Below are 23,306 nucleotides of genomic sequence, written 5' to 3'. Positions count from 1 at the left end.
CCTTTGCACGAACATTATGGGCTTACCCGATATTTTCTCTCCGCCATCTTTCTGTCACCGCCCTGATGTCGGGGCATTTACAGTACTAAAACAGAATATATTCTCGTATATCTGAGGCATTACACGCACTTGGCCAGAACGCCGGCAAACTGCTGAATACTTCCACCCCCTCATGTGGATTTTTGCCACACAGACAGTTGGAAATTCAGATTCGGTTTGCTAGGAATTTCTCGGGTGCCAGCAGCATGGGGCTGCATGGCAGGAAATGTTGCGTTGGTCGGGCCGCCGCGCGGAAAGGCTATTGCTCATGAACCGACCCGCCCACCGGCAGAAGATGCCGCGCGCCCAGATACTGGCCGAGCGCGCCTTCGCTACGGTTGAACGCTTTCTGCATATTGAGGCCGTCAGCGGCATCGTGCTGCTTCTGGCTGCGGCCATTGCCCTCATCTGGGCCAACTCTCCTTATGCGGAGAGTTATCACCATCTCTGGCATGTTTCATTTTCCATTGGTCTGGGTGATTTCGTTTTCGATCGCCCCCTGCATTTCTGGATCAATGATGCGCTGATGACCGTCTTCTTTCTGGTCGTTGGCATGGAAATTCGGCGAGAAATTCATGAGGGCGCACTCAGCGATCTGAAGCAGGCATCCCTGCCCATCGCTGCGGCTCTGGGCGGCGTGGGTGTGCCGGCTCTTGTCTATCTGGGCTTCAACCATAATGGTCCGCAATTGCAGGGCTGGGCTGTTCCCACGGCAACTGATATCGCCTTCGCGGTGGGTGTTCTGGCGCTGCTGGGCAAATCCATTCCCAGTAATGTGCGCGTGTTTCTGCTCGCACTAGCCATCATTGATGACATCATCGCTGTGCTCATCATCGCCTTTTTCTATTCCGGCGGGCTGGATTACAGCGGCTTTGCCGTTGCGGCAGTTGGTATCGTCATGATCCTGGCGCTACAGCGCATCGGCATCGGTTCGGCCTATGTATATGTTGTGCCCGGCGCCATCATCTGGATCGGCCTGCTCATGACCGGAGCTCACCCCACACTGGCAGGTGTGGTTCTGGGCCTGATGACCCCTGTCTTCTCTGTCCGCATGCATGAGCACCCGCTTGAGATTCTTTCTCGTGTGACCGGCGCCCTGACGGGCCGGGAAGAAAAGCCCGACCCCCACCATATGGCCGGTCCCCTCAAGGAGATGCGCCGCGCCCAGCGTGAGCTTCTGCCGCCCGTGGTGCGCGTGCAGATGGCGCTTCACCCCTGGGTCGCCTATGGCATCATGCCATTGTTCGCTCTGGCCAATGCTGGCGTCACTCTGGATGGAATAGATCTCTCCAATGCCGGCCCGCAATGGGTCATGGCCGGGGTCGCCATTGCGCTGGTTCTGGGCAAGCCCCTGGGCATTGTGGGTGTGAGCTGGCTGATGGTGAAGCTGGGTGTCTGCCGTCTTCCGCCGGGCGTCAGCTGGGGTGGCGTGGTGCTGATCGGCCTTTTGGCAGGCATCGGCTTCACCATGTCCATCTTCATTGCCATGCTCGCCTTTACGGATGCCAACCTCTTGGGCGCTTCCAAACTCGGTGTGCTCATCGGTTCTGTCACCGCAGCGGTGGTGGGCTTGAGTTGGGGCGCGATTTATGCCCGCAGCCGGCGCAGTGAAGCATCAGCGCAACTGGGCGCTGAAAGCCGCCACTGACATGAATTGAAAGCGGGCCGGTGCATAACCGGCCCGCTTTTTTCTCGGCCCGGCAAACAAACTCTCTCTGTGGCAGGCTCATGTCTGGAAGGCTGACGAAAGGCGAGGCATGATGCCCCCTCCCTCGTTCCAGCCTGTGCCACATATCCAGATGCACCATTCGCGCCTCTCCCATGCCCTTCACGCCTTGCGCTCGCGCTGGGGGCTTCTGGCGTTTGTCTTTCTGATATGCACCACTTTGGTCCTTACGCTGGGGCGCGATCACCTGACCCGCGCCGCACTGGAAGAAACCGCCGTGCGGGGTGAAAACACGCTGCGCCTTGCCGTCTCTGGCCTGCGAGGCGAGCTGGCCCAGTTCGAGCGTTTGCCCCGGTTTCTGGCTCAACAGGATATTCTGGCTGATGCAGTGCGCCCCGGCGCTTCAGAGCAGGTACTTTCTACCGCGAACCATTATCTGCAAGAGGTCAACGCCCTGCTCGGCTCATCGGATCTGTATGTCATCCGGCCTGATGGACACACGGTGGCCGCCAGCAATTATGATCTGAGCACCTCGTTCATCGGCCATAACTTTACCTATCGCCCCTATTTCACAGATGCGCTGGCTGGCGGAGAAGGGCGTTTCTTCGCCTTGGGCACCACGTCACGCAAGCGGGGCTTCTATTTCGGCGCACCCATCTTACGCCAGGGACGTACGCTTGGGGTTCTGGTGCTGAAGATGGACATTGATGCGCTGGAGGATTCCTGGCGCACGGCGGAATATGAAATTATCGTCACAGACCCGGAAGGCATCATCTTCATGGCCAGCCGTCAGGCATGGCAATTCAAGACCCTCGCCCCACTTACAGATGAAATGCGCGCGCGCGTCAGCGCAACCCGGCGCTATGACATGAACCCCCTGCCCGCTCTGCCGCTGACCCAGGACGGCATTTTTGAGAGCAGCCCACTGTTACGGCTGAAGCTTCCGCAAGGCTCGCGGGAATTCATGATGGTATCTGAAGCCATGCCCTCTGCCGGGTGGACCGTGAGCATGCTGATGGATACAGCCTCGGCCCACACTCTGGCCCGCACGGGTACGCTAGCCGCCCTACTGGCTGTCGCCCTGACGACACTTGGGCTGGCCATTGTCCTTCAGCGTCGCGCCCGGCTGCATGAACGCATGGAGATGCAGCGCGAAGCACAAATGCAGCTTGAAAAGCGCGTCGACGAACGCACCCAGGAACTGGCCGGCCTTAATACACGTCTGCAAGCCGAAGTGGCTGAACGTCGCGCCACGGAGATGGAGTTGCGTCGCACCCAGAGCCGCCTCGTCCAATCGGGCAAGCTCATGGCTCTGGGGCAGATGTCTGCTGCACTCTCTCATGAGTTCAACCAGCCGCTGGGGGCATTGCGTAACTTCGCGGATAATGCGCTGGCCTATATTGACCGGGGCCGCTTCCCGGAAGCACGAGACAATATCAGCCGCATTCTGAACCTTGCAGACAGAATGAAGGATATCAGCCGCACACTACGCAACTTCGCCCGCAAGGCGGATCAGAAGCTCTGCACCGTGACCGTGCAAACGGTCTGGGCCGAAGCGCTGGAAGTGATTGCCTGGCGGCTCAGGGGCACACAGGTGCAAATTGAGGATGAGTTGGGCCCTGTCCCCCTGCATGTGAAGGCCGATGCGGTTCGATTACAGCAGGTTCTGGTCAATCTGGTTTCAAATGCCATAGATGTGCTGGGCGCCCATGTGGCGGGCCGTGTTCGTATCAGTGCTGAAACGCGGGATGGGAAAGTCATTCTGCGCGTGGCTGATAACGGGCCCGGTGTGCCCCCCGGAATGCGCGAGCGCATTTTCGACCCCTTCTTCACCTCCAAGGGGGTCGGCCGGGGCCTGGGGCTTGGGCTTTCCATTTCCTACAACATTATCAAGGATTTTGGTGGTGAACTGCGAGTGACGGAAACACCGGGGGGCGGCGCCATGTTTGAAATGGAGCTGACGCAGGCCACCCAGGAAACCCGCCCTGAACCGGAACAAGACCTCCCGCACAAGGAAGATGCGCCATGAAGAGCGAGCGGATTTTGCTGGTGGATGATGATGCGGAAATGCGTCTTTCCACGACCCAGGCGCTGGATCTGGCCGGGCTGGAGGTTGAGCCCCTGCCCTCGGCGGAACCGGCGCTGGATCTGGTAAATTTCGGCTTTCGCGGTGTTGTCGTCACCGATATCCGCATGCCGGAAATGGACGGGCTCACGCTGATGAACCGCATCCATGATATTGACCCGGAAATTCCGGTCATTCTCGTCACCGGCCACGGAGATATTCAGCTTGCTGTCAGCGCCATGCGCGAAGGGGCCTATGACTTCGTAGAAAAGCCCTTTTCGGGTTCGCAACTGGCCGAGATTGTCGCACGGGCCCTGGAATATCGCCGGGTTGTGCTTGAAAATCGCGTACTCCGCGCGGCCGCCGGGCAGGCTGATGATCTGGAAACACGCCTGGTCGGGCGCTCCAACACCATGGTGGATCTGCGACGCCGCATCCGCACCATCGGGCCGACAGACGCGGATGTGCTCATCATCGGAGAAACGGGGGTCGGCAAGGAGGTTGTTGCGCGTGCCCTGCACGACCTTTCTCCCCGCGCCCGCAAGCCTTTCATTGCAATCAACTGCGCCGCACTGCCCGCCAATCTTATTGAAAGCGAACTGTTCGGCCATGAAGCCGGGGCTTTTCCCGGAGCGATGCGCCCGCGTTATGGCAAATTTGAATATGCACAGGGCGGCACCATTCTGCTGGATGAAATCGGCTCCATGCCGATTGATCTGCAAGGCAAGTTTTTGCGTGTCGTACAAGATAGGATCATCACCCGCCTCGGCTCAAATGAAGCCTGCGCTTTGGATGTCCGCTTTCTGGCGACCTCTCGCCAGCCTCTGGAAGCGGAGGTGGAAAAAGGACTTTTCAGGGCTGATCTGCTTTACCGTCTGAATGTCGCAACCCTGCATGTGCCGCCGCTTTCCGCCCGCCGGGAAGATGTGCAGCTGCTCTTCACCAAGCTGGTGCAGGAAGCCGCAGCGCGTCACCGCAGGGAGCCTGTCGCGGTGCCCCCGCAATTACTTGAGGAAATCGCGAACCGCCCCTGGCCGGGCAATGTGAGGGAGCTGCGCAATGCTGCGGACAGGCACGCACTGGGCATTCCCCTTCAACCGGCGGAAAGCCGCGAAGCACCGCAGCGACTGGCAGACAGAGTCGCCGCTTTTGAGCGGGAAACCATCATCGCCACCCTTTCCGCCCATGGCGGCAAGCTGAAGCCGGTTTATGAAACCCTCGGCCTTTCGCGTAAGACTCTGTATGAGAAGATGCAGAAATATGGCATCGACAAGAGCCAGCTCGGCATGGCCCACGAAGATGCAGATGAGTGAGATGGGGGGATTTCCACCCACTTATGAGGGGTGACGTTACCCAATCCACCCATCAGGAAGCCCGCCTCCGCATTTTATGCATTTGTTAGGCAATGTGACCATTGCGAGGCAGTGCTGTGACAGTTTTTCTTCCTGAGATGTCTGGGCCGGAGGGGCAACCTCTGGCCGAAGACGGGAACTGCGGGAGGAAACCCATGCGCTTTCTCACTCTGGCTGCCGCGGCAGCCGGCCTTGTTCTGTCGATGTCCGCTGCCCCTGCGCAGGACAAGACCAACTGGCCTTCAAGCCTCACCATTGGCACCGCCAGCCAGGGCGGCACTTACTTCATTTACGGCACGGGTCTTGCTGGCCTCATCAGCAAGAATCTCGGCGTCAATGCCTCTGCGGAAGTGACCGGTGGCCCGGTGCAGAACGCCACGCTGGTGGAAAGCGGCGATCATCAGATCGGTCTTGTGACGATGGGCCCGGCCTATGAAGCCTGGACCGGCAAGAGTGAGCTTGCCCCCGGCGTGGAGCACAAGAAGCTGCGCGCGCTTTTCCCCATGTATCAAACGCCGTTTGAAGCCATGGCGCTCCAGTCTTCCGGCATTGATAATGTGAGCAAGATGAACGGCAAGCGCGTCTCCGTCGGCCCAGCTGGCGGCACCGCCGCCACCTATTGGCCGCGCTTCTTCGAAGTGCTCAATGTCAAGCCGAAGATCAGCTATTCCGGTGCCAATGATGCAACCGGGCAGGTGAAGGATGGCCTTCTGGATGCCTTCGCCTTTGCCGCTGGCGTCCCGATTTCAGCCTTTGCGCAGATTGCTGCCGAAAGCGATGTCAATATTTTCGGCTTCACTGACGAGCAGCTGAAGAAGATCCTCGAAGCCATGCCGGAAGTGGCAGCCTTTGAAGTGCCTGGCGGCCTCTACAAGAACACGCCGAATAGCCACAACACGGTGGCGATGTGGAACTTCGCTGTCACCACGGACGAGATGCCCGAGAGCCTCGCCTATGAGATCACCAAGCTGGTGATGGAAAATAACCCGGATATGAAGCGCATCCACGCCACGGCTGCGGAATCCATTCCGGCCAATGCCGACAAGAACAAGTTCCTGCCCTACCATCCGGGTGCCGTGAAATATTTTGATGAAATCGGCGTCAAGATCCCGGATGAACTGCGCGGCTGAGTCTGCCAGCTGAGTATTCGGGCGTTGCCCCTGCAAACAAGATGGACGGCCCGACAAGGCCGTCCTCTCCTAAGCGGCCAGATCTGATGATCCTGTCCCCGCTGAATGTTCACCCGCAGCAGCTCCGCTCTGGAGGTTCGAGTCTTCCGAGCTGGCGCTGTGGATTTCCGACAAGGCCGCCTCCTGATGCAGCGGCCCGGCTTGTGTGCCTGCATTCTCATCTTTCCAGCGCGGCTGCCGGCATTCGGTATGGCCCGACGTGATGGAGAACAACATGACCCACCCCACCCCGGCGGGGGTTGAGGACAATGTCGTCATCGCCCAAGGCGTTGATGAAGAGCCTCTGGCCTCCAACCAGCGCGACCCGAAAGCCCGGATGGGCCTGCTGCTGGCCATTCTGTGCGCGCTCTATGCGGCGTTCCATATCTTTGTGATGAACGTCTACCCGCTGGAGACGTGGACCTACCGGATGCTGCATCTTTCCGGCGGTCTGATTATCGGCTTCCTTACCTATTCGGCCCTATCGCAGAGCGAGGGCGGCAGCCCTGTGACACGGCGCGGCCCTCTTGAACTGATCGTGCTGATCGGCGCTGCGGCTGGTGTGGGTTATGGCTTTGCCATGATCGCCTATGCGTGGTTCGGCTGGTGGTTCATGGGGGCGGCGATGCCCAGCCGCTTTGTTTTCCAGACTTATGGCATGCCCCTGCTGATAGGCACGCTTCTGGCTTTGCTGGCTGGCTGGATCTGGTCCCCCAAAAATCGCGGACGCATTTATGAGGGTGACTGGCTTCTCGGCCTCGCCTCCATTGCCATGCTGGGCTACATCCTGTTCGTGGTTGGCAGCCTGCGCCTGCGGGCCGGCACATCCATGGCGCAGCCGGCGGATTTCTACGCAGCCCTGGTGGGAGTCATCCTCATTCTGGAGCTGACGCGCCGGCTTACCGGGTTGGCTCTGGTGGTGATTGTCAGCATCTTCATCGGCTATTCCTTCCTCGGCCCCTGGCTGCCGGGCTTTCTGAACCATCGCGGCTATGATGCGAAGCGGTTCTTCACCTATATCTTTACCGATCAGGGTATTCTGGGAGACCCGATTGCGGTCTCTTCCACCTACATCATCCTGTTCATCATCTTCGCAGCCTTCCTTCAGGTTTCAAAGGTAGGCGATTATTTTGTGAACTTCGCCTTTGCCTGTGCCGGCCAGACGCGCGGCGGCCCGGCCAAGGTGGCGGTGTTCGCTTCCGGCCTCATGGGCATGATCAATGGCACCTCGGCGGGCAATGTGGTGTCCACCGGCTCGCTCACCATTCCGCTGATGAAAAAGGTGGGCTATACGCCCAAAACATCCGCAGCCATTGAGGCCACGGCCTCTTCCGGCGGGCAGATTCTGCCGCCCATCATGGGTGCCGGTGCGTTCATCATGGCAGAAGTGACGGGCATTCCCTATACGGACATCGTCATTGCCGCCATTATTCCTGCGGTACTGTACTTCATCTCGGTTTATTTCATGGTCGATCTACAGGCCCTGAAAATGAACATGAAGGGCATGACCCGTGATGAGCTGCCCAAATTCTCTCTTCTGGTGCGACAGATCTATCTGTTCACACCCATCATCATTCTGATCTACACGCTGTTTGCGGGCTATTCCGTGATCCGCGCCGGTACGCTGGGCATGGCGGCAGCCGCCGTGGTGAGCTGGCTGACGCCCTTCCGCATGGGGCCGAAGCAGATTTTCCACGCTTTTGATCTCGGCGCACGCATGACCATTCAGATGGTGGCGGTGTGTGCTGCGGCTGGCATCATCGTGGGCGTTATCGCGCTTACGGGCGTAGGTGCGCGCTTCTCCACCCTGCTGCTTTCCATTGCCGGGCAGAGCCAGATTCTGGCGATGTTCTTCGCCATGTGCATTTCCATCATTCTGGGTATGGGAATGCCCACGACGGCAGCCTATGCAGTGGCTGCGGCCGTGGTGGCGCCCGGGCTGGTGCAACTGGGTGTGCCGCTGCTGGTCGCCCACTTCTTTGTCTTCTATTATGCGGTGATGTCCGCCATCACGCCTCCGGTGGCCTTGGCAGCCTATGCCGGCGCAGGGCTGGCAGGCTCCGACCCGATGAAGACATCTGTTGAATCGTTCAAGCTGGGTCTTGCCGCCTTCATCGTGCCCTTCATGTTCTTCACCTCGCATGAATTGCTGATGCAGGGTGAATGGGTGAACATTGCCCATGTGTTCGTCACGGCGCTGTTCGGCATGTTCCTGCTGTCTGCGGCAGTGATCGGCTACTATTTCGGCAAGCTCGGCTCCATCGGACGTATCGCCCTGCTGATCGCCGCCATTGCGATGATCGATTCCGGCTGGTTCTCCAACGGCATTGGCCTCGCCATCGCCATTGGCCTTTATCTCTGGCAACGCAAGATCGTGACACCTTCGACACTGGTGCACGGCGAAGCCGACTGACCCGGACATATCAACCTGAAAACATATGTGGCGCGGGGGCTTCCTCCGCGCCACATTCATTTCTACATTTGAGGCGCTCTATGCGGGATCGAGTGCATTCAGCAGATCATCCTGTGTATAGCTGCGACAATAATCCACAATCACATCCGTCAGCGCCTGCGCCGCCGGAGACAAGCTCCGCCCTGTTAAATGCAGCAAACCGATATGGCGCACCATGGCTGGAGCCTTCAGCGGGCGGACGATCAGCGATGAACCGCCAATCACTGGCAGCGTCAGCCGCGGCAGCGCGGTAACCCCCAGCCCCTGCCGGACAAGGGCACCGACAGAAGCCAGATGAGAAACCTCGAACCGAGGACGGAAAACCGCTCCAATCTGTGTGACTGATGCCTCAATATGGTCTCGCACTGTTGTGCCCGGCGCCATGGTGACGAAGGGCATCGCGAGGATCTCCTCCCACAGAAAGCTGCGGGGCTCATCCAGTGGCCCACCTGGAGCCGCCACGGCGTAGATCGGATCATCAATCAGGTTGCGGAAGGTCAGCCGTCCCGAGCTGTCCGCCGTATTCGTTGTCAGGCCCAGATCCGCACGACCGTCCAGAACGGCGCTGGCTCCCCCATCCCACACGGCATCCAGAAAGCGCACGTCAATATCCGGCCGGTCCTTCACGAAGCGGGACAATATGGGCGGCATGAGCCCCGCCGTGACCGATGGCAGACAGGCCATGGAAATGCTGCCGCGCCGGGCCGCCAGAAATGTTTCAAACTCACCGCGCGCCTTCTCAGCTTCATTCAGCACCCGGCGCGCCAGCCCCAACAACTCCCGGCCGGAGGGGGTAAGTTCTACATTCCGCGTATCCCTGTCGAACAGGCGCGTGTTCAGTCGCCCTTCAAGTTGCGCGATCTGGCGGCTCAAAGCCGGACTGCTGAGCCCGATAATTTCGCCAGCAGCGCGAAACCCGCCCGCTTCAGCCAGGGTGACGAAAACCCGAAGGTCATTGAGATCTGGATTGATGCGTTTCATGCACTGAAAATTGACTTCTTTTCAATTCAAACACCAGCCCCTATATGCAACAGTTTTTGTGAGCCTGTAGAAAAACAGGCTGGCTAAAATGAAATAAAGATCACCAATGTGATCGGAAGCCATTGTGCTTCCTGTGGGAGGAATATGAAATGAAGCTCCGCGCACTGCTCGCGGCTGGCGCACTGTTGCTCGCCATTCCCTCGGCTCAGGCCAGTGAAAAGCTGCTGATTGGCTCCACATCGGCCTCGTCCAGCCAGTATGGCTACTTCGTTGCACTTGCAAAAATCATCAACGATCAACTCAAGGGTGTTGAAGCCTCTGTGGTGGAAACCGGCGCCACGCTGGACAATATCCGCCGCATGGACCGGAACCAGATTGATTTCGGCCTTGTCACCACCAATGTGGCCCAACACGCCATTAGCGGCACGCAGGAGTTCAAGGGCCGCCCGACGGATCTGAAGCTTCTCTGGGTCTACTCGCCCGCCCCCCAGAATGTGGTGGTGCGCAAGGACAGCGGAATCGACACGCTGGAGAAGTTGAATGGCCAGCGCTTCAACCCCGGCCTGAAGGGCTCCGCCACCGAAGCCACGGCGGAATCCGTTCTCAAGACTCTCGGCATCAAGCCGGATTATATTCGCGGCTCCACCACCGATGTGGTGAACATGGTCAAGGACAACCGCGTCAACGGCTATGTCAAATCCGGCGCGGGCAAGAAGCTGGACAGTTCCTCGCTTGATATCGCCACCATGACCCCCATCAATGTGATCTCCCTCACAGATGAGCAGGCTGCCAAGCTGGAAAAGGAAATGCCTGACATTTCCGTGGTGAAGGTGCCGGCCAATCCCGATCAGGATATTCCGGCCTACTCCACCTGGAGCTTTGGCCTCGCCGTGGGCGCAAGCCCCAATCTGGATGAGGAAACCGCCTATCGCATCGTGGATGCGGTGATGGCCGACAAGACCATCCAGGCTGCGGCGCTGGCCTCCATGAAGGGTGAAAACCTGGCCGAGCTGACTACCACCTATGGCACCATTCCGCTGCATCCGGGTGCGGCGCGCTGGTTCAAGGAACATGGCATCGAGCTTCCCGAAAAGCTTCAGCCCTCGAAGTGATGGAAACCGCCAATGTTCAAACAACTATCAGCCGCGCTCGCGGTCCTCGTTGGCGTGTTCGTATTCTGGACCGCGGGCGCGGGCCCCTTTGAGAGCCTCATTCAACGCGCAATATTTCTGTCTCTGGTCGTCTGTCTCGGCCTGACACTCTACCCCCTTGGCGCCGGCACACGCTGGCGCCCTGCGGGACTGGCGATTGACCTTGCCATGGCCGCCTGCACCCTGGCTGCCAGCACCTATGTGATTGTCAACTATGATCGCATCATGACGGAGTTGCCCTGGGCAACCTCTCTGGATATGGCGCTGACTGTCGGGCTCACCCTATCCGTTCTCGAACTCAGCCGCCGGGCAGTGGGCATCATTTTTCCGGCAGTCGTGGCTGCGGGCCTGGCCTATGCCCTGCTCGGCCACCTGCTGCCCTCTCCCTTCAACCATCGCGGTTTTGACACCGCTTTCGTGACTGAGACCCTTTTCCTTGGAGATCTGGGCGTATGGGGCATGCTGACAGGCGTGGCCGCCACCGTGATTGCCGCTTTCGTGCTTTTTGGGGCCCTGCTGCTCCATACCGGCGGCGGGCAGGCTTTCATGGATCTGGCGATGCGTCTTGGTGGGCGCAGCCCCGGTGGCGCGGCCAAGGTGGCCACCATTGCCTCCGGCCTGTTCGGCATGATTTCCGGCAGCGCCGTGGCTAATGTCGCCACCACCGGCAATTTTACCATTCCGATGATGCGCCGCCTTGGCTATCCGGCCCCCTTCGCGGCGGCGGTGGAAGCTGTGGCCTCCACCGGCGGGCAGATTGCCCCGCCCATCATGGGTGCCGCCGCCTTCGTCATGGCGGAAATTCTGGGCGTGTCCTATTTCACCGTCATGGCGGCGGCGATCATTCCTGCGCTGCTCTTCTATCTTTCGGTGTTCATCACCGTGCATATCGTCTCGCTGCGGCGGGGGCTGCGGGCGGCTCCAGATGAAGAACTGCCGGCATGGAGTTCCATCTTCGCGCCTCGTCGGGCCCTGCCTGTGGTGGCGGCGCTGGGTGGACTGCTGGTGGCTATTCTCACTGGCCGGTCCGTCACCACATCCGCTTTCTGGGGTGTTCTCGGCCTGCTGGTGGCCTATGTCGCCACCAATATCGGCCAAACCTCGCCCCGCGAAATGGTGAAGCATATCGTCGATGGCCTTGCAGATGCCGGCCGTGGCCTTGTCATCATTGGTGTGCTGCTGGCTGGTGCCCAGATCCTCGTGTCCATGATCAATCTGACGGGCGTTGGCGTGGTGGTTTCCTCGCTCATCGTGCAGCTGGCCGGTGACAATATGGGGATCGTCGCCATCATTGTCGCTCTGGTGTGCCTTATCATGGGCATGGGCCTGCCCACGACAGCCGCCTATGTGCTGGTTGCCGCCGTGCTGGCCCCAGCCATGACGACCGTTGGCGTGGAGCCCCTCTCCGCACAGATGTTCGTCTTCTACTTCGCGACCCTTTCTGTGGTGACACCGCCTGTCTGTGTGGCTGTCTTCGTCGGGGCAGGGATTGCCCAGACCAACTGGTTGCCGGCTGCCATTGAAGCCGTGCGTCTGGCTGCGGTGGTCTATCTGGTGCCCTTCCTGTTCCTCGTCTATCCGGGCATGACCGGAAGCGGTGGCACAATGGCTGTGCTGGATGCCGTGCTGACCGGCGGTGCTCTGGTGCTGGCCATTCCGGCCCTGCTTAGTGGTCTGCCCCTGTTCGGCAACCGTCTGGTGGATATTGCGATTTATCTCGCCGTCATCGTGCTGGCCGTCCTGCCCTATACCGTTACGCCGTTGATCGCCATTGCCATTCTGACATGGGCCTTCATGCGCAAACGGCCGGAACCACAGGCAGAAACGCGCATCGCAATGGAGCGCCAGCCATGAGAAGAATCCGCATTGGCACAGGCGCAGGCTATTCCGGGGACAGGATCGACCCTGCCGTTGATCTGGCTGAAAGAGGGGATCTCGATTATCTGGTGTTCGAGTGCCTGGGGGAGCGCACCATTGCGCTGGCTCAGCTCTCCCGCCTCAATAATCCCGATCACGGCTATGAGCCGCTTCTGGAAGCCCGTATGCAGGCCGTCTTGCCCGCCTGCCACAAAAACGGGGTAAAGATCGTCACCAATATGGGGGCAGCCAATCCACTGGCTGCCGCCGAAGCCACCGCCCGCATCGCAAAAAAGTGCGGGCTGGGTGGCCTGCGCATTGCCGCCATCACCGGCGATGATGTTCTGGAAGCCGTGTGCAAGGGTGATTTCACCATTGAGGAAACCGGCGCTCCGGTGGTCAGCGTGCAAGAGAAACTGGTTTCCGCAAATGCCTATATGGGCGCAGGGCCCATTGCCGAGGCGCTCGCACAAGGGGCTGATGTGGTCATTCTCGGCCGCGCCTCAGACCCGGCCCTGTTTCTGGGGCCGGCCATCCATGCCTTTGGCTGGCAGATGGATGACTGGGCCAGACTCGGGCGCGGCACAGTCGCCGGGCACCTTCTGGAATGTGGTGGACAGGTGACTGGCGGCTATTTCGCAGACCCCGGCTACAAGAACCCGCCGGATCTGGCGCGTCTGGGCATGCCCATTGGCGAACTGGATGAAGAGGGCAACCTCGTCATCACCAAGCTGCCGGGCACGGGAGGCGCTGTGACGCGGGCAACCTGTACGGAGCAGCTTCTCTATGAAGTGCATGATCCGGCCCGCTACCTTCAGCCGGATGTCGTGGCGGATTTCTCGAATGTAACCATGGCTGAGGATGGCCCAGACCGCATCCGCATAACAGGTGGCAATGGCCACACCCGCAGCGGCCTTCTGAAGGTATCACTGGGGGTGCAGGATGGCTGGATCGGCGAAGGCCAGATTTCCTATGCCGGCCCCGGCGCCACGGCCCGCGGACAACTTGCGGCGGATATTGTGGCCGAACGCCTGCGTCTTCTCGATGTACCGTGCCGGGAAACGCGGGGCGAGCTGATTGGCGTAAACGCCATTCTTGGCTCCGAACCACACCTGCCGGAACCACGCGAAGTTCGCATGCGCTTTGCTGCACGAACGGATGAACGTTCAGATGCCGAGCGTATCGGCAGAGAAGTTGAGGCTCTCTATCTGAACGGCCCTGCCGGTGGTGGCGGCGCGTGGCGCTCAACCCGCCGGGTCATCGGTGTGCTGTCCACCCTCATCCCGGAGCATCTCGCGACGCCCCGTATTCACATGATGGAGGCCTAGATGCGCTTGCGGGAACTTGCCCACAGCCGAACCGGCGACAAGGGCAACACCTCCAACATCTCGGTGATTGCCTACAAGCCGGAAGACTATCCGCGCCTTGCACAAGAAGTGACCACAGAACGGGTGCGAGCCTGCTTCCCCGGCCTTTCCATTGGCCGGATCGAGCGGTTTGAACTGCCCGCGCTGGGTGCATTGAACTTCATTCTTCATGATGCCCTGGCCGGCGGGGTCACGCAGTCCCTGGCGCTGGATGCACATGGCAAATGCATTGGCGCAGCCGTGCTGGATATGGACCTGCCCGAAACCTGAACCGGCTGCGGCTCCGCCGCCCTCCCCGCTCACTGCCTGCGCTCCGCGCGGCCTCTCACGCATGAGCCGTGAGATGAGGAATGACACATGGATATTCTTGAAGCTGAAACCACCTCCGCTCCCTCTGAAGCGCCATCCGCTCCCCCGTTTCGGTTGGATGGCAAGGTGGTTCTCGTCACCGGATGCGGCTCCATCGGGCCTGGCTGGGGTAATGGCAAGGCCATTTCCGTTTTGTTCGCGCGGCAGGGCGCACAGGTCTACGGCGTGGATCTCAATGCTGAAGCTGCCTCAGAAACGGCACGTATCGTCACCGAGGAAAACGGTACCATGACCGTGGGCACTTGCGATGTGACCCATGGAAATGAAACCGCAGCTCTGGTTGAAGCCTGCCTGGCGCGTTACGGTCGCGTTGATGTGCTAGTCAACAATGTTGGCCGCTCAGAGCCCGGTGATCCTGTCTCCATGAATGAGGAGATTTGGGACGCTCAGATGGATGTGAACCTGAAGAGCGCCTATCTCACCTGCAAGGCCGTGCTACCCGTGATGGAGAAGCAGGGCGGCGGCTCAATCATCAATGTCTCGTCCGTCGCGGGCCTGCGCTATATCGGCAAGCCTCAGGTGGCATATGCCGCAAGCAAGGCCGGGCTGATGCAGATGACCCGCACCACAGCCGTTCTCTATGCCTCAAAAGGTATCCGGCTGAACTGCGTGGTGCCGGGCCTGATGCATACGCCGCTGGTTGCCCGCCTGGCGGACAAATATGCCGGCGGACAATATGAGGCATTTGTCGCCACCCGCAACCAACAGGTGCCCATGGGCCGCATGGGCAATGCCTGGGATGTCGCCCACGCCGCCCTTTTTCTGGCTGCTGATGAAAGCCGCTACGTCACCGGCACCGAATTGCTGGTGGATGGCGGGCTGACAAGCGCCACCCGTTGATTTTTTTCGCCCTGTCTGCCCCACAGTCCCGCGAAAACATGCCCCGAGGAGACATATATGGCCCGCATACCCTATGGCGATCCTGATGCGCCGGAATCCCGCGCGCTGGTGGAGCGCATTGTCGCGGAACGCGGCAACCTGCTTCATCTGTATCAGATGTTGATTCACAGCCCGCCAGTGGCGGAAGGATGGCTCGCCTTCCTTACCGCCATTCGCCAAAAAAGCGGCCTGAATGGCTGCCTGCGGGAATTGCTGATCGTGCGTATCGCCCAGATCAATAATGCCCCCTATGAGGCGGATCAGCATATTCCCATCGCGTTGAAAGAAGGGGCCAGCCAAGAGCAGATGGATGCACTCTCCAACTGGCAGGAGAGCAATCTGTTCACGTCGGACCAACGTGCGGCTCTCGGCTATGCAGAGGCCATGACACGGAACATTCAGGTGCCCGCAGAAATTTTCGCTCAGGTGCGTGAATTGTTTGACGAGCGCGCTCTGGTGGAACTGACGGCGACAATCGGGGCCTACAACATGGTTTCCCGTTTTCTGGAAGCGCTGGAAGTCCACAGCCACGATCCGCGCTGAAATGTCCGCGCCGGGCCACGGCCCGGCCGGCCTCCCGCACTGAAAGCGCTCTACTCAGCAACCGGAATCGTGTTGCCTGATTTCACTTCTTCCATCACCACATAAGTCTGAGTGGCATGCACGCCCGGCAGGCGGGAGAGCTTTTCTTCCAGAAAGCTGCGATAATCAGACAGGTTTGGCAGACGAACCTTCAGAAGATAATCCAGCCCGCCCGTGACCATGTGGCATTCCATGACTTCCGGCATGTTCAATATGCCGTTTCGGAATGTTTCGAACACATCCGGCGTTGTGCGATCCAGTGAGATCTCCACAAAACACATCACATTGTAGCCAAGATGAGCGGGGTTCAACTCCGCCCGATAACCCCGGATATACTCCTCTCGCTCCAGCCGACGGACCCGTTCCAGACACGGCGTGGGGGAGAGATTGACCCGGCGTGCCAGCTCCGTATTCGTCAAACGGCCGCTGCCCTGAAGCTCCCTCAGTATTTTCCGGTCGGTTTTGTCCAGCTCTCTGCTCACTGCATATCCCAGAATATTTTTCTTCAAATGACTATTTTAGCCGAATAAAATAACGCGAATATCCCTTATATCGGCGGCATATTTCATTAGCATTTTGTTAGGCTGACCAACAAATCCGGCATGGCTGCCATGCGCTTCATCCGCTCGCCTGCACTTTCAATGCTCCCGGAAACGCAGGCAGCGACAGGAAGCCGCCGCATCCATTGCAGAACAGAGGTGTTTATATGGAGACTGGATTGACTGCTGCCACATGGTTCTGGCTGGCAATACCCATGCCGCTTCTGGTCCTGATTTCTCTGGTGTCCTGGCTGCGTCATGCGGGCAAATCTCATCCGGGAGACGCCCGATGAGCAATACCACGGCTATCACCTTTGTGATTTATCTGGTCGCGATGCTAGCCATCGGCATTGCAGCATACCGCCTGACCAGCAGCCTCTCGGACTATATTCTCGGCGGTCGCCGACTTGGTCCGGGCGTTGCGGCGCTATCGGCCGGAGCTTCGGATATGAGCGGCTGGCTGCTTCTGGGCCTGCCAGGCGCGGTCTTCGCCGCCGGCATGAACCAGATCTGGATTGGCATCGGCCTGACTTTTGGCGCATTCCTGAACTGGTGGTTCATCGCCGGACGCCTGCGCATCTACACGGAAAAGGCCTCTGACAGCCTGACCATCCCAGACTTTTTCGAAAACCGCTTCCGGGATCGCTCGCGTATGCTGCGCGTGATTTCCGCAGCGGTGATCCTGCTCTTTTTCACTTTCTACACCAGCTCCGGCCTGGTGGCGGGGGCCAAGCTGTTCCAGAGCAGCTTTGACATGAGCTACCAATCGGCCTTGTGGGTCGGAGCTATTGTCATCATTTCCTACACCTTCCTTGGCGGCTTCCTTGCCGTGTCATGGACAGATTTCGTCCAAGGCATTCTGATGTTCCTCGCCCTGTGCGCGGTGCCTGTCGTCACCATCATGGAGGTTGGTGGCTGGAACGAGACTGTGACCCGTGTGGCAGCCGTTGATCCCAGCTATCTGGACGCCTTCAGCGGCATGACCTTCATGGGCATTGTCTCGCTGCTGGCATGGGGGCTTGGCTATTTCGGGCAACCGCACATTCTGGCCCGCTTCATGGCCCTGCGCTCAGCCAATGATGTGCCCAAGGCGCGCTTCATCGGCATGGGCTGGATGGTGATTTCCCTGTTCGGCTCCATCTTCACCGGCTTTGTCGGCATCGCCTATCTGTCTCAGGGCAATGTTCTTGGCGATGAAGAACAGGTCTTCATCGTGCTGACGAATGTGCTCTTCCATCCGGTGATCGCCGGCATACTGATGGCGGCCATTCTAGCGGCAATCATGTCAACCATCGACAGCCAGTTGCTGGTGGCCTCCTCCGCCATCACCGAGGATTTCTACAAGCAGCTTTTCCGCCGCAATGCGAGTGATCTGGAGCTGATCTGGATCGGTCGCCTCTCGGTGTTGCTGATTGCGCTTCTGGCCATCTGGATGGCGTCTGATCCCGAGCGTTCCGTGCTGGATCTTGTCTCCTATGCCTGGGCCGGATTCGGCGGAGCCTTCGGCCCCATCATCATCCTGTCGCTCACATGGGAACGCCTCTCCCGAAACGGCGCGCTGCTTGGCATTATCGTGGGTGCGCTGACCGTCGTGATCTGGGGGAACATTTCGGGGGGCGAGTTTGCTGGCGGCATTTTCGAAATTTACGAAATTTTGCCCGCCTTCATCCTGTGCGGGGCTACGGCCATTATTGTCAGCCTGTTTGGTTCCAAGGTTTCGCCTGAGGTGCATGAAGAGTTCCTCAGCGTGAAGGAAGATCTGAAGCGCGCCCAATAGGCGCCGCTCTCAGATAAAAGCGGGGTTCCGAGCCTGTTTCAGCCCGGAACCCCGAGAACATACGGCTGGCGCAAGGATTTACTGCACCTCATAATGAGGCCGCCTGCCATCAAAGCGTGGAAGAAACATGCTCTAGCGTCTCTCGTTGCAGCTTCAAATCCGGAGGTGGACGACATGATCTTTCGTGAGAATGACCCTCCCGTCCCGGCATGGCATGCACTTTTGCAGGCTGTCTATCGCGCGGATGAAGATGTTCTGGCCGCTGAAATTCTCGATAAGGCCCGCCTGCCGGATGAAGCTCGGGCGCGCATTCACACCACCGCCCGCAATCTGGTGAAGGCTGTACGCGCCAACCGCCAGCACCGTTCCAGCATAGATGCCTTCATGCATGCATATGACCTCTCCACAGAAGAGGGGCTTGTGCTCATGTGCCTGGCCGAAGCCCTGCTGCGCGTGCCTGACACGGAAACAGCAGACCGGCTCATACGCGACAAGCTCAGTGGTACCCATTGGGAAAAGCATCTGGGCTCCTCGCGCTCTATCTTCGTAAATGCCTCAACCCTAGGCCTGATGATGACCGGGCGTATTCTGGGTGCGGCGGATCTGCCAGATGATGCACCACGCGGCCCGCTTCACGGCATGGTGGCCCGCATGGGAGAGCCGGTCATTCGGGAAGCCTTGCGAAAGGCCATTCGTGTCATGGGCCGGCAATTCGTACTTGGCCGGACGATTCAAGAGGCCCAGCAACGCGGGCTGGAGAAGGAACGGAAGGGATATCGCTATTCCTTCGACATGCTGGGCGAAGCGGCGCGGACGGAAGCCGATGCCCAAGCCTATTTCAAGAGCTATAGCCGGGCGATTGAAGCCATCGGCAGGGCGGCGCAGGGCAAGGGCCCGGTTGAGGGTAATGGCATATCTGTAAAGCTCTCTGCACTTCATCCACGTTATGAGTCCGCCCACCGCACAACCATGCTGAATGTGCTGACAGGGCGGCTTCTGGAGCTGGCCCGCCAGGCGAAGCAGCAGAACATCGCCCTGTGTGTGGATGCCGAGGAAAGCGAGCGGCTGGAGCTCTCCCTTGAACTGATCGAGAAGGTCTACTCCCATTCGGATCTGGAAGGGTGGGACGGCTTCGGGCTGGCCGTACAGGCCTACCAGAAGCGCAGCCGCGCGGCGCTGGAACTGCTGGCAAGCATGGTGGGCCGTGTGGGGCGCCGCATGAATGTCCGGCTCGTCAAGGGCGCGTATTGGGATACCGAGATCAAACGTTCACAGGAACAGGGGCTCGGTGATTATCCGGTATGGACACGCAAGGTCACGACCGATGTGAGCTATATTGCCTGTGCCCGCTATCTGCTGGAAAACACCGACAGCTTCTTTCCCCAGTTCGCCACACATAATGCGCAGACAGTCGCTACCCTGCTGGAAATCGGCAAAGGGCGGGTGTTCGAGTTTCAGCGGCTGCATGGCATGGGCGAGGAACTCTATGACGAGATTGTTGACCCTGCGAAGCACAACAGGCCATGCCGCATCTATGCACCCGTGGGCGGCCATGCGGAATTGCTGAGCTATCTTGTACGTCGGCTTCTGGAGAATGGAGCCAATTCCAGCTTCGTGAACCGCCTCGAAGACGACAAGACGCCGATTGACCTCATCATCACGGACCCCGCCGAGCGCCTTGGCGCCATCAATGGCAGCAAGCGACACCCCAACATTCCCCTGCCCCGCAACCTCTTCCCGGATGGCCGCACCAATTCCCGCGGGCTTGATCTTTCCGACATGAGCAAGTTGCAGCCTGTGGCGGAACGCATGGAGGCCACATCATGTGGGCCATGGAGTGCTGGCCCCATCATCGGTGGCGATATGCGTCTGGGCGACAGCCAGCCTGTCCGCAACCCGGCGGATAGGCGACACATAGTCGGCCATGTCCGTGAAGCCGGGCCAGATGATATTGAAGAGGCTCTCGCCCGCGCCCAAGCCAGCCAGCCCGCATGGGAAGCCAGACCAACAGCTGAGCGCGCAGAGATCTTCGAGCACATCGCCACCGCGATGGAAGAGCAGATGCCGGAACTGATGGCCATCTGCACCCGCGAAGCTGGCAAAACCATTGCCGATGGCGTGGCAGAAGTGCGCGAGGCGGTGGATTTCCTGCGTTATTATGCGCGTTGTGCCCAACAGGATATTCAGACACCTGTCGAACTGCCCGCCACGGGTGGAAAGGTGGCGCGGATTGAGATGCGTGGACGTGGTGTCTTTGTCTGCATCAGCCCATGGAACTTCCCGCTGGCAATCTTTACCGGGCAAATCACAGCCGCTCTGGCCGCCGGAAATGCGGTGATCGCCAAGCCCGCAGAGCAAACCAGCCTGATGGCCGCTCGCGTGGTGCGGATATTCCATGCGGCCGGTGTGCCCGGCAATGTACTGGCTCTCCTGCCCGGCTCTGGCGAAACGGTTGGCTCCACTCTGATTGCCGATCCACGCGTAAACGGGGTGGCTTTTACCGGCTCGGTAGAGGTGGCGCACATCATTTCCAGAAGCCTGGCCCGGCGCACTGGGGGCGTCGCTCCTCTCATCGCCGAGACAGGGGGCCAGAATGTCATGCTTGTCGACAGTTCCGCCTTGCCGGAACAGGTTGTGCGTGATGCGGTGCTTTCTGCGTTTGGCTCCGCCGGACAGCGCTGCTCGGCCCTGCGCGTGATGTATGTGCAGGAGGAGATCGCCGAAACCATCATCACCATGCTGAAGGGGGCCATGCAGGAACTGGTCATCGGCGACCCGGCCCTTCTGGAAACAGACATCGGCCCAGTGATTGATAAAGAAGCCCTAGACACGCTCCAGCATCATGCCTCGCATATGACGACGCGGGGCCGATTGATCCATCAAGCACCTCTGCCTGCCTCATGCGCGCACGGCACCTTCTTCTCACCCCGCGCCTATGAGATTGAAGGCATCGAGGTTTTGGAACGGGAAGTGTTCGGCCCGATGCTGCATGTGGTGCGATACAAGGCGAAGGAGCTCGACAGGGTTCTCGCCGCTATACGCAACACACAATATGGGCTGACCATGGGTATCCATACCCGGATCGACAAGAAAGCCCGCGCAATTCAGGCTGCGTCCAGAGTTGGCAACACCTATGTCAATCGCAACATGATCGGAGCTGTGGTGGGCGTGCAGCCCTTTGGAGGCGAAGGCCTCTCCGGCACCGGGCCAAAGGCGGGTGGACCGAATTATGTGGCGCGCTTTGCCAAACCTGTAGTCACCCATGAAACGATGCGGAACGTCCCAGACATTCAGGCGGCACAGCCTGGATCTTCCCCAACCTCAATCATGGAGACCGTAGAGACGCATTTTGCCAAAGCCATAGTTGCGGCCCATGAGGTCCAGCCGAAATGGGATCGCTTTGGCGGCATTCGGCGTGCAACCATTCTGGAAACAGCCGCAATGGCGCTTGAGACGAAAGCTCCCAGTCTGGCCGCGCTGCTGGCGCGCAAGAGCGCCGCCAATATGGACGAGGCGGCGGACATCCATTCTGCCTGCGCCATGCTTCGGCTCCTGGCGGCGCAAAGTCGGCAGTTTCTCTCTGCCCCCCTGAAGCTGCCCGGCCCGACAGGGGAATATAATGAACTGCAATACCATGGCCGGGGTGTCATATTGTGCATGAGCGAGGAAGGGGCCGCATTCAGCGCCATTGCGGCCCAGATTGGAGCCTGCGTCGCCTCCGGGTGCCCGGCCCTTATCCTGCCTCCCCCGGAGCTGGCCGAAACCACCCGGCATCTGGTGGATCGCCTGTATATGGCCGGAGCGCCAGAACACGCTCTCATCATACTCGATCAGTCATCCTCAAATGCTGCTATGGAGGATGAGCGCATTCATGGAGTGTCGTGGGCCAGCGCGGAATGGACTGGAACGGAACCTGCCACCATAGCGCTGGCAAGCCTTCTGGCCATGCGTCGAGGCCCCATCATTCCCCTGGTTTCAGAACCTTTCGGGCCGCATTATCTCATGCGCTTCATGATTGAGCGGACCTTGACGATCGACCTCACGGCAGCGGGGGGCAATGCCTCTCTTCTCACGCTGAATGAAGGACCGGCGGATGGTCCGCCCCTGTAAGACTCCTCCAGCTCTTGAGGGACCGGAAGAGCGTCTTCCTGTGCGCGCAGTTCTCTGTCATGGTGAACGCTATTGCATTGAGGGGGAGTGTCGCCGATGACGACCATCATCCTGACCCGGCACGGGCATGTTGAAGGCATCACCCCGCCCCGCTTTCGTGGGCAATATGAACTGCCCCTGACATCTCTCGGAGAACAGCAGGCTGACCGGGTTGCGGAATATATCGCCCGCACATGGCAACCTGAAATCGTCTTGCATAGCCCTTTGGAGCGCTGCCGCGTCACGGCAAGCCGGATCGCCGAAGCCTGCAAAGCACCGCATGAAAGTGATGAGGATCTGCTGGATATCCATTATGGCGCATGGCAATGGAAAACCCATGAAGAGGTGAAGACCCGCTGGCCCGCAGAATATGCACTGTGTGTTGATTACCACTGAGAAGTGACCCGGGGCGCGTATAAGTTACCACTGAGAATTGACCCATGTTTCCCTCCCTTCCGGCTGCCAGTCGGAGGGTCTTGGAGTGATCGACATGGACTTACTCAGTGTGATCCGCCGGTGGCATTTGCGGCAGGGGATCTCCATTCGGGAGCTCAAGAGGCGAACCGGCCTGTCCCGCAATACCATCCGCAAATATCTGCGCTCCGATGCGGTTGAGCCCAGCTTCAAGGTTCCGTTGCGGCCCAGCAAACTCGATCCTTTCGCGGACAAGCTGACGGCCTGGTTGCGAGTGGAATCCAAGAAATCGCGCAAGTAGAAGCGAACCGCCAAGCAGCTGTAGGTTGATCTGGTGAAGCTGGGTTACGATGGCTCCTATAACCGGGTGGCCGCCTTTGCGCGGCGATGGCGGAGCGAGCTTCAGTATGAACAGCAGACCAGCGGGCGCGGGACGTTCGTGCCTTTGGTTTTCCAGCCTGGCGAGGCCTTCCAGTTCGACTGGAGCGAGGATTATGC

16 protein-coding genes and 1 pseudogene are annotated in these 23,306 nt (G+C 59.5%); 15 read left to right on the top strand and 2 right to left on the bottom strand.

Annotated features, from left to right (window positions below; genetic code table 11):
* Nucleotides 1-307 precede the first annotated feature (307 nt).
* The 5 genes from nhaA to ACT6QH_RS00845 all read left to right on the top strand — a co-directional run bounded on the left by nhaA (nucleotide 308) and on the right by ACT6QH_RS00845 (nucleotide 8,704).
* Entirely contained in the window at nucleotides 308-1,687 is a 1,380-nt protein-coding gene (gene nhaA / locus ACT6QH_RS00865; protein WP_444972928.1) for a Na+/H+ antiporter NhaA, read from the top strand.
* A 109-nt stretch (nucleotides 1,688-1,796) separates the two neighbouring features.
* Nucleotides 1,797-3,734 (top strand): sensor histidine kinase, encoded by a 1,938-nt coding sequence (locus ACT6QH_RS00860; protein ID WP_444972927.1) that lies wholly within the window; start codon nucleotides 1,797-1,799, stop codon nucleotides 3,732-3,734.
* Complete coding sequence (locus ACT6QH_RS00855; RefSeq protein ID WP_444972926.1) at nucleotides 3,731-5,083, top strand: sigma-54-dependent transcriptional regulator; 1,353 nt, start codon at nucleotides 3,731-3,733, stop codon at nucleotides 5,081-5,083. Before ACT6QH_RS00860 ends, ACT6QH_RS00855 begins: the two co-directional genes overlap by 4 nt.
* Before the next feature lie 194 nt (nucleotides 5,084-5,277).
* On the top strand, nucleotides 5,278-6,252 hold the full coding sequence (locus ACT6QH_RS00850; protein ID WP_444972925.1) for a TAXI family TRAP transporter solute-binding subunit: 975 nt from the start codon (nucleotides 5,278-5,280) through the stop codon (nucleotides 6,250-6,252).
* Nucleotides 6,253-6,526: 274 nt separating this feature from the next.
* Entirely contained in the window at nucleotides 6,527-8,704 is a 2,178-nt protein-coding gene (locus tag ACT6QH_RS00845; protein WP_444972924.1) for a TRAP transporter permease, read from the top strand.
* A gap of 78 nt (nucleotides 8,705-8,782) precedes the next feature.
* On the opposite strand, the gene ACT6QH_RS00840 is transcribed toward ACT6QH_RS00845, so the two are convergent.
* A complete protein-coding gene (locus tag ACT6QH_RS00840) occupies nucleotides 8,783-9,724 on the bottom strand; it encodes a LysR family transcriptional regulator (RefSeq protein WP_444972923.1) in 942 nt (313 codons plus the stop codon).
* A 149-nt stretch (nucleotides 9,725-9,873) separates the two neighbouring features.
* Between ACT6QH_RS00840 and ACT6QH_RS00835 the strand changes: the two genes are divergently transcribed.
* The 6 genes from ACT6QH_RS00835 to ACT6QH_RS00810 all read left to right on the top strand — a co-directional run bounded on the left by ACT6QH_RS00835 (nucleotide 9,874) and on the right by ACT6QH_RS00810 (nucleotide 15,890).
* Nucleotides 9,874-10,836: a TAXI family TRAP transporter solute-binding subunit gene (locus tag ACT6QH_RS00835; RefSeq protein WP_444972922.1), complete on the top strand. Its 963-nt coding sequence runs from the start codon at nucleotides 9,874-9,876 to the stop codon at nucleotides 10,834-10,836.
* A gap of 12 nt (nucleotides 10,837-10,848) precedes the next feature.
* Nucleotides 10,849-12,729 carry a TRAP transporter permease gene (locus ACT6QH_RS00830; RefSeq protein ID WP_444972921.1) on the top strand — a complete coding sequence of 627 codons (1,881 nt, stop codon included), beginning with the start codon at nucleotides 10,849-10,851 and terminating at the stop codon, nucleotides 12,727-12,729.
* Nucleotides 12,726-14,060, top strand: a complete 1,335-nt coding sequence (locus ACT6QH_RS00825) for an acyclic terpene utilization AtuA family protein (protein ID WP_444972920.1) — start codon at nucleotides 12,726-12,728, stop codon at nucleotides 14,058-14,060. The genes ACT6QH_RS00830 and ACT6QH_RS00825 overlap by 4 nt, the downstream gene beginning before the upstream one ends.
* Nucleotides 14,061-14,369 (top strand): AtuA-related protein, encoded by a 309-nt coding sequence (locus tag ACT6QH_RS00820; protein WP_444972919.1) that lies wholly within the window; start codon nucleotides 14,061-14,063, stop codon nucleotides 14,367-14,369.
* An 87-nt stretch (nucleotides 14,370-14,456) separates the two neighbouring features.
* Complete coding sequence (locus ACT6QH_RS00815) at nucleotides 14,457-15,308, top strand: SDR family NAD(P)-dependent oxidoreductase (protein ID WP_444972918.1); 852 nt, start codon at nucleotides 14,457-14,459, stop codon at nucleotides 15,306-15,308.
* Between the two features lie 57 nt (nucleotides 15,309-15,365).
* On the top strand, nucleotides 15,366-15,890 hold the full coding sequence (locus ACT6QH_RS00810; protein ID WP_444972917.1) for a carboxymuconolactone decarboxylase family protein: 525 nt from the start codon (nucleotides 15,366-15,368) through the stop codon (nucleotides 15,888-15,890).
* 50 nt (nucleotides 15,891-15,940) lie between these two features.
* On the opposite strand, the gene ACT6QH_RS00805 is transcribed toward ACT6QH_RS00810, so the two are convergent.
* A complete protein-coding gene (locus tag ACT6QH_RS00805; protein WP_444972916.1) occupies nucleotides 15,941-16,411 on the bottom strand; it encodes an Lrp/AsnC ligand binding domain-containing protein in 471 nt (156 codons plus the stop codon).
* A 346-nt stretch (nucleotides 16,412-16,757) separates the two neighbouring features.
* On the opposite strand from ACT6QH_RS00805, the gene putP reads away from it, so the two are divergent.
* The 4 genes and pseudogenes from putP to ACT6QH_RS00785 all read left to right on the top strand — a co-directional run.
* Complete coding sequence (putP, locus tag ACT6QH_RS00800; protein ID WP_444972915.1) at nucleotides 16,758-18,245, top strand: sodium/proline symporter PutP; 1,488 nt, start codon at nucleotides 16,758-16,760, stop codon at nucleotides 18,243-18,245.
* 174 nt (nucleotides 18,246-18,419) lie between these two features.
* Complete coding sequence (gene putA, locus ACT6QH_RS00795; RefSeq protein WP_444972914.1) at nucleotides 18,420-22,355, top strand: bifunctional proline dehydrogenase/L-glutamate gamma-semialdehyde dehydrogenase PutA; 3,936 nt, start codon at nucleotides 18,420-18,422, stop codon at nucleotides 22,353-22,355.
* A gap of 96 nt (nucleotides 22,356-22,451) precedes the next feature.
* The gene (locus ACT6QH_RS00790) at nucleotides 22,452-22,790 is read left to right on the top strand and encodes a histidine phosphatase family protein (protein ID WP_444972913.1); all 339 of its coding nucleotides are present in this window, start codon (nucleotides 22,452-22,454) and stop codon (nucleotides 22,788-22,790) included.
* Between the two features lie 94 nt (nucleotides 22,791-22,884).
* A pseudogene (locus ACT6QH_RS00785) lies at nucleotides 22,885-23,306 on the top strand (helix-turn-helix domain-containing protein); the annotation flags it as partial.

It is taken from the genome of Haloleucobacter albus, from assembly GCF_052492075.1.
Note: the sequence above shows the minus strand (reverse complement) of the source record. Positions and strands in the feature narration are given on the sequence as shown.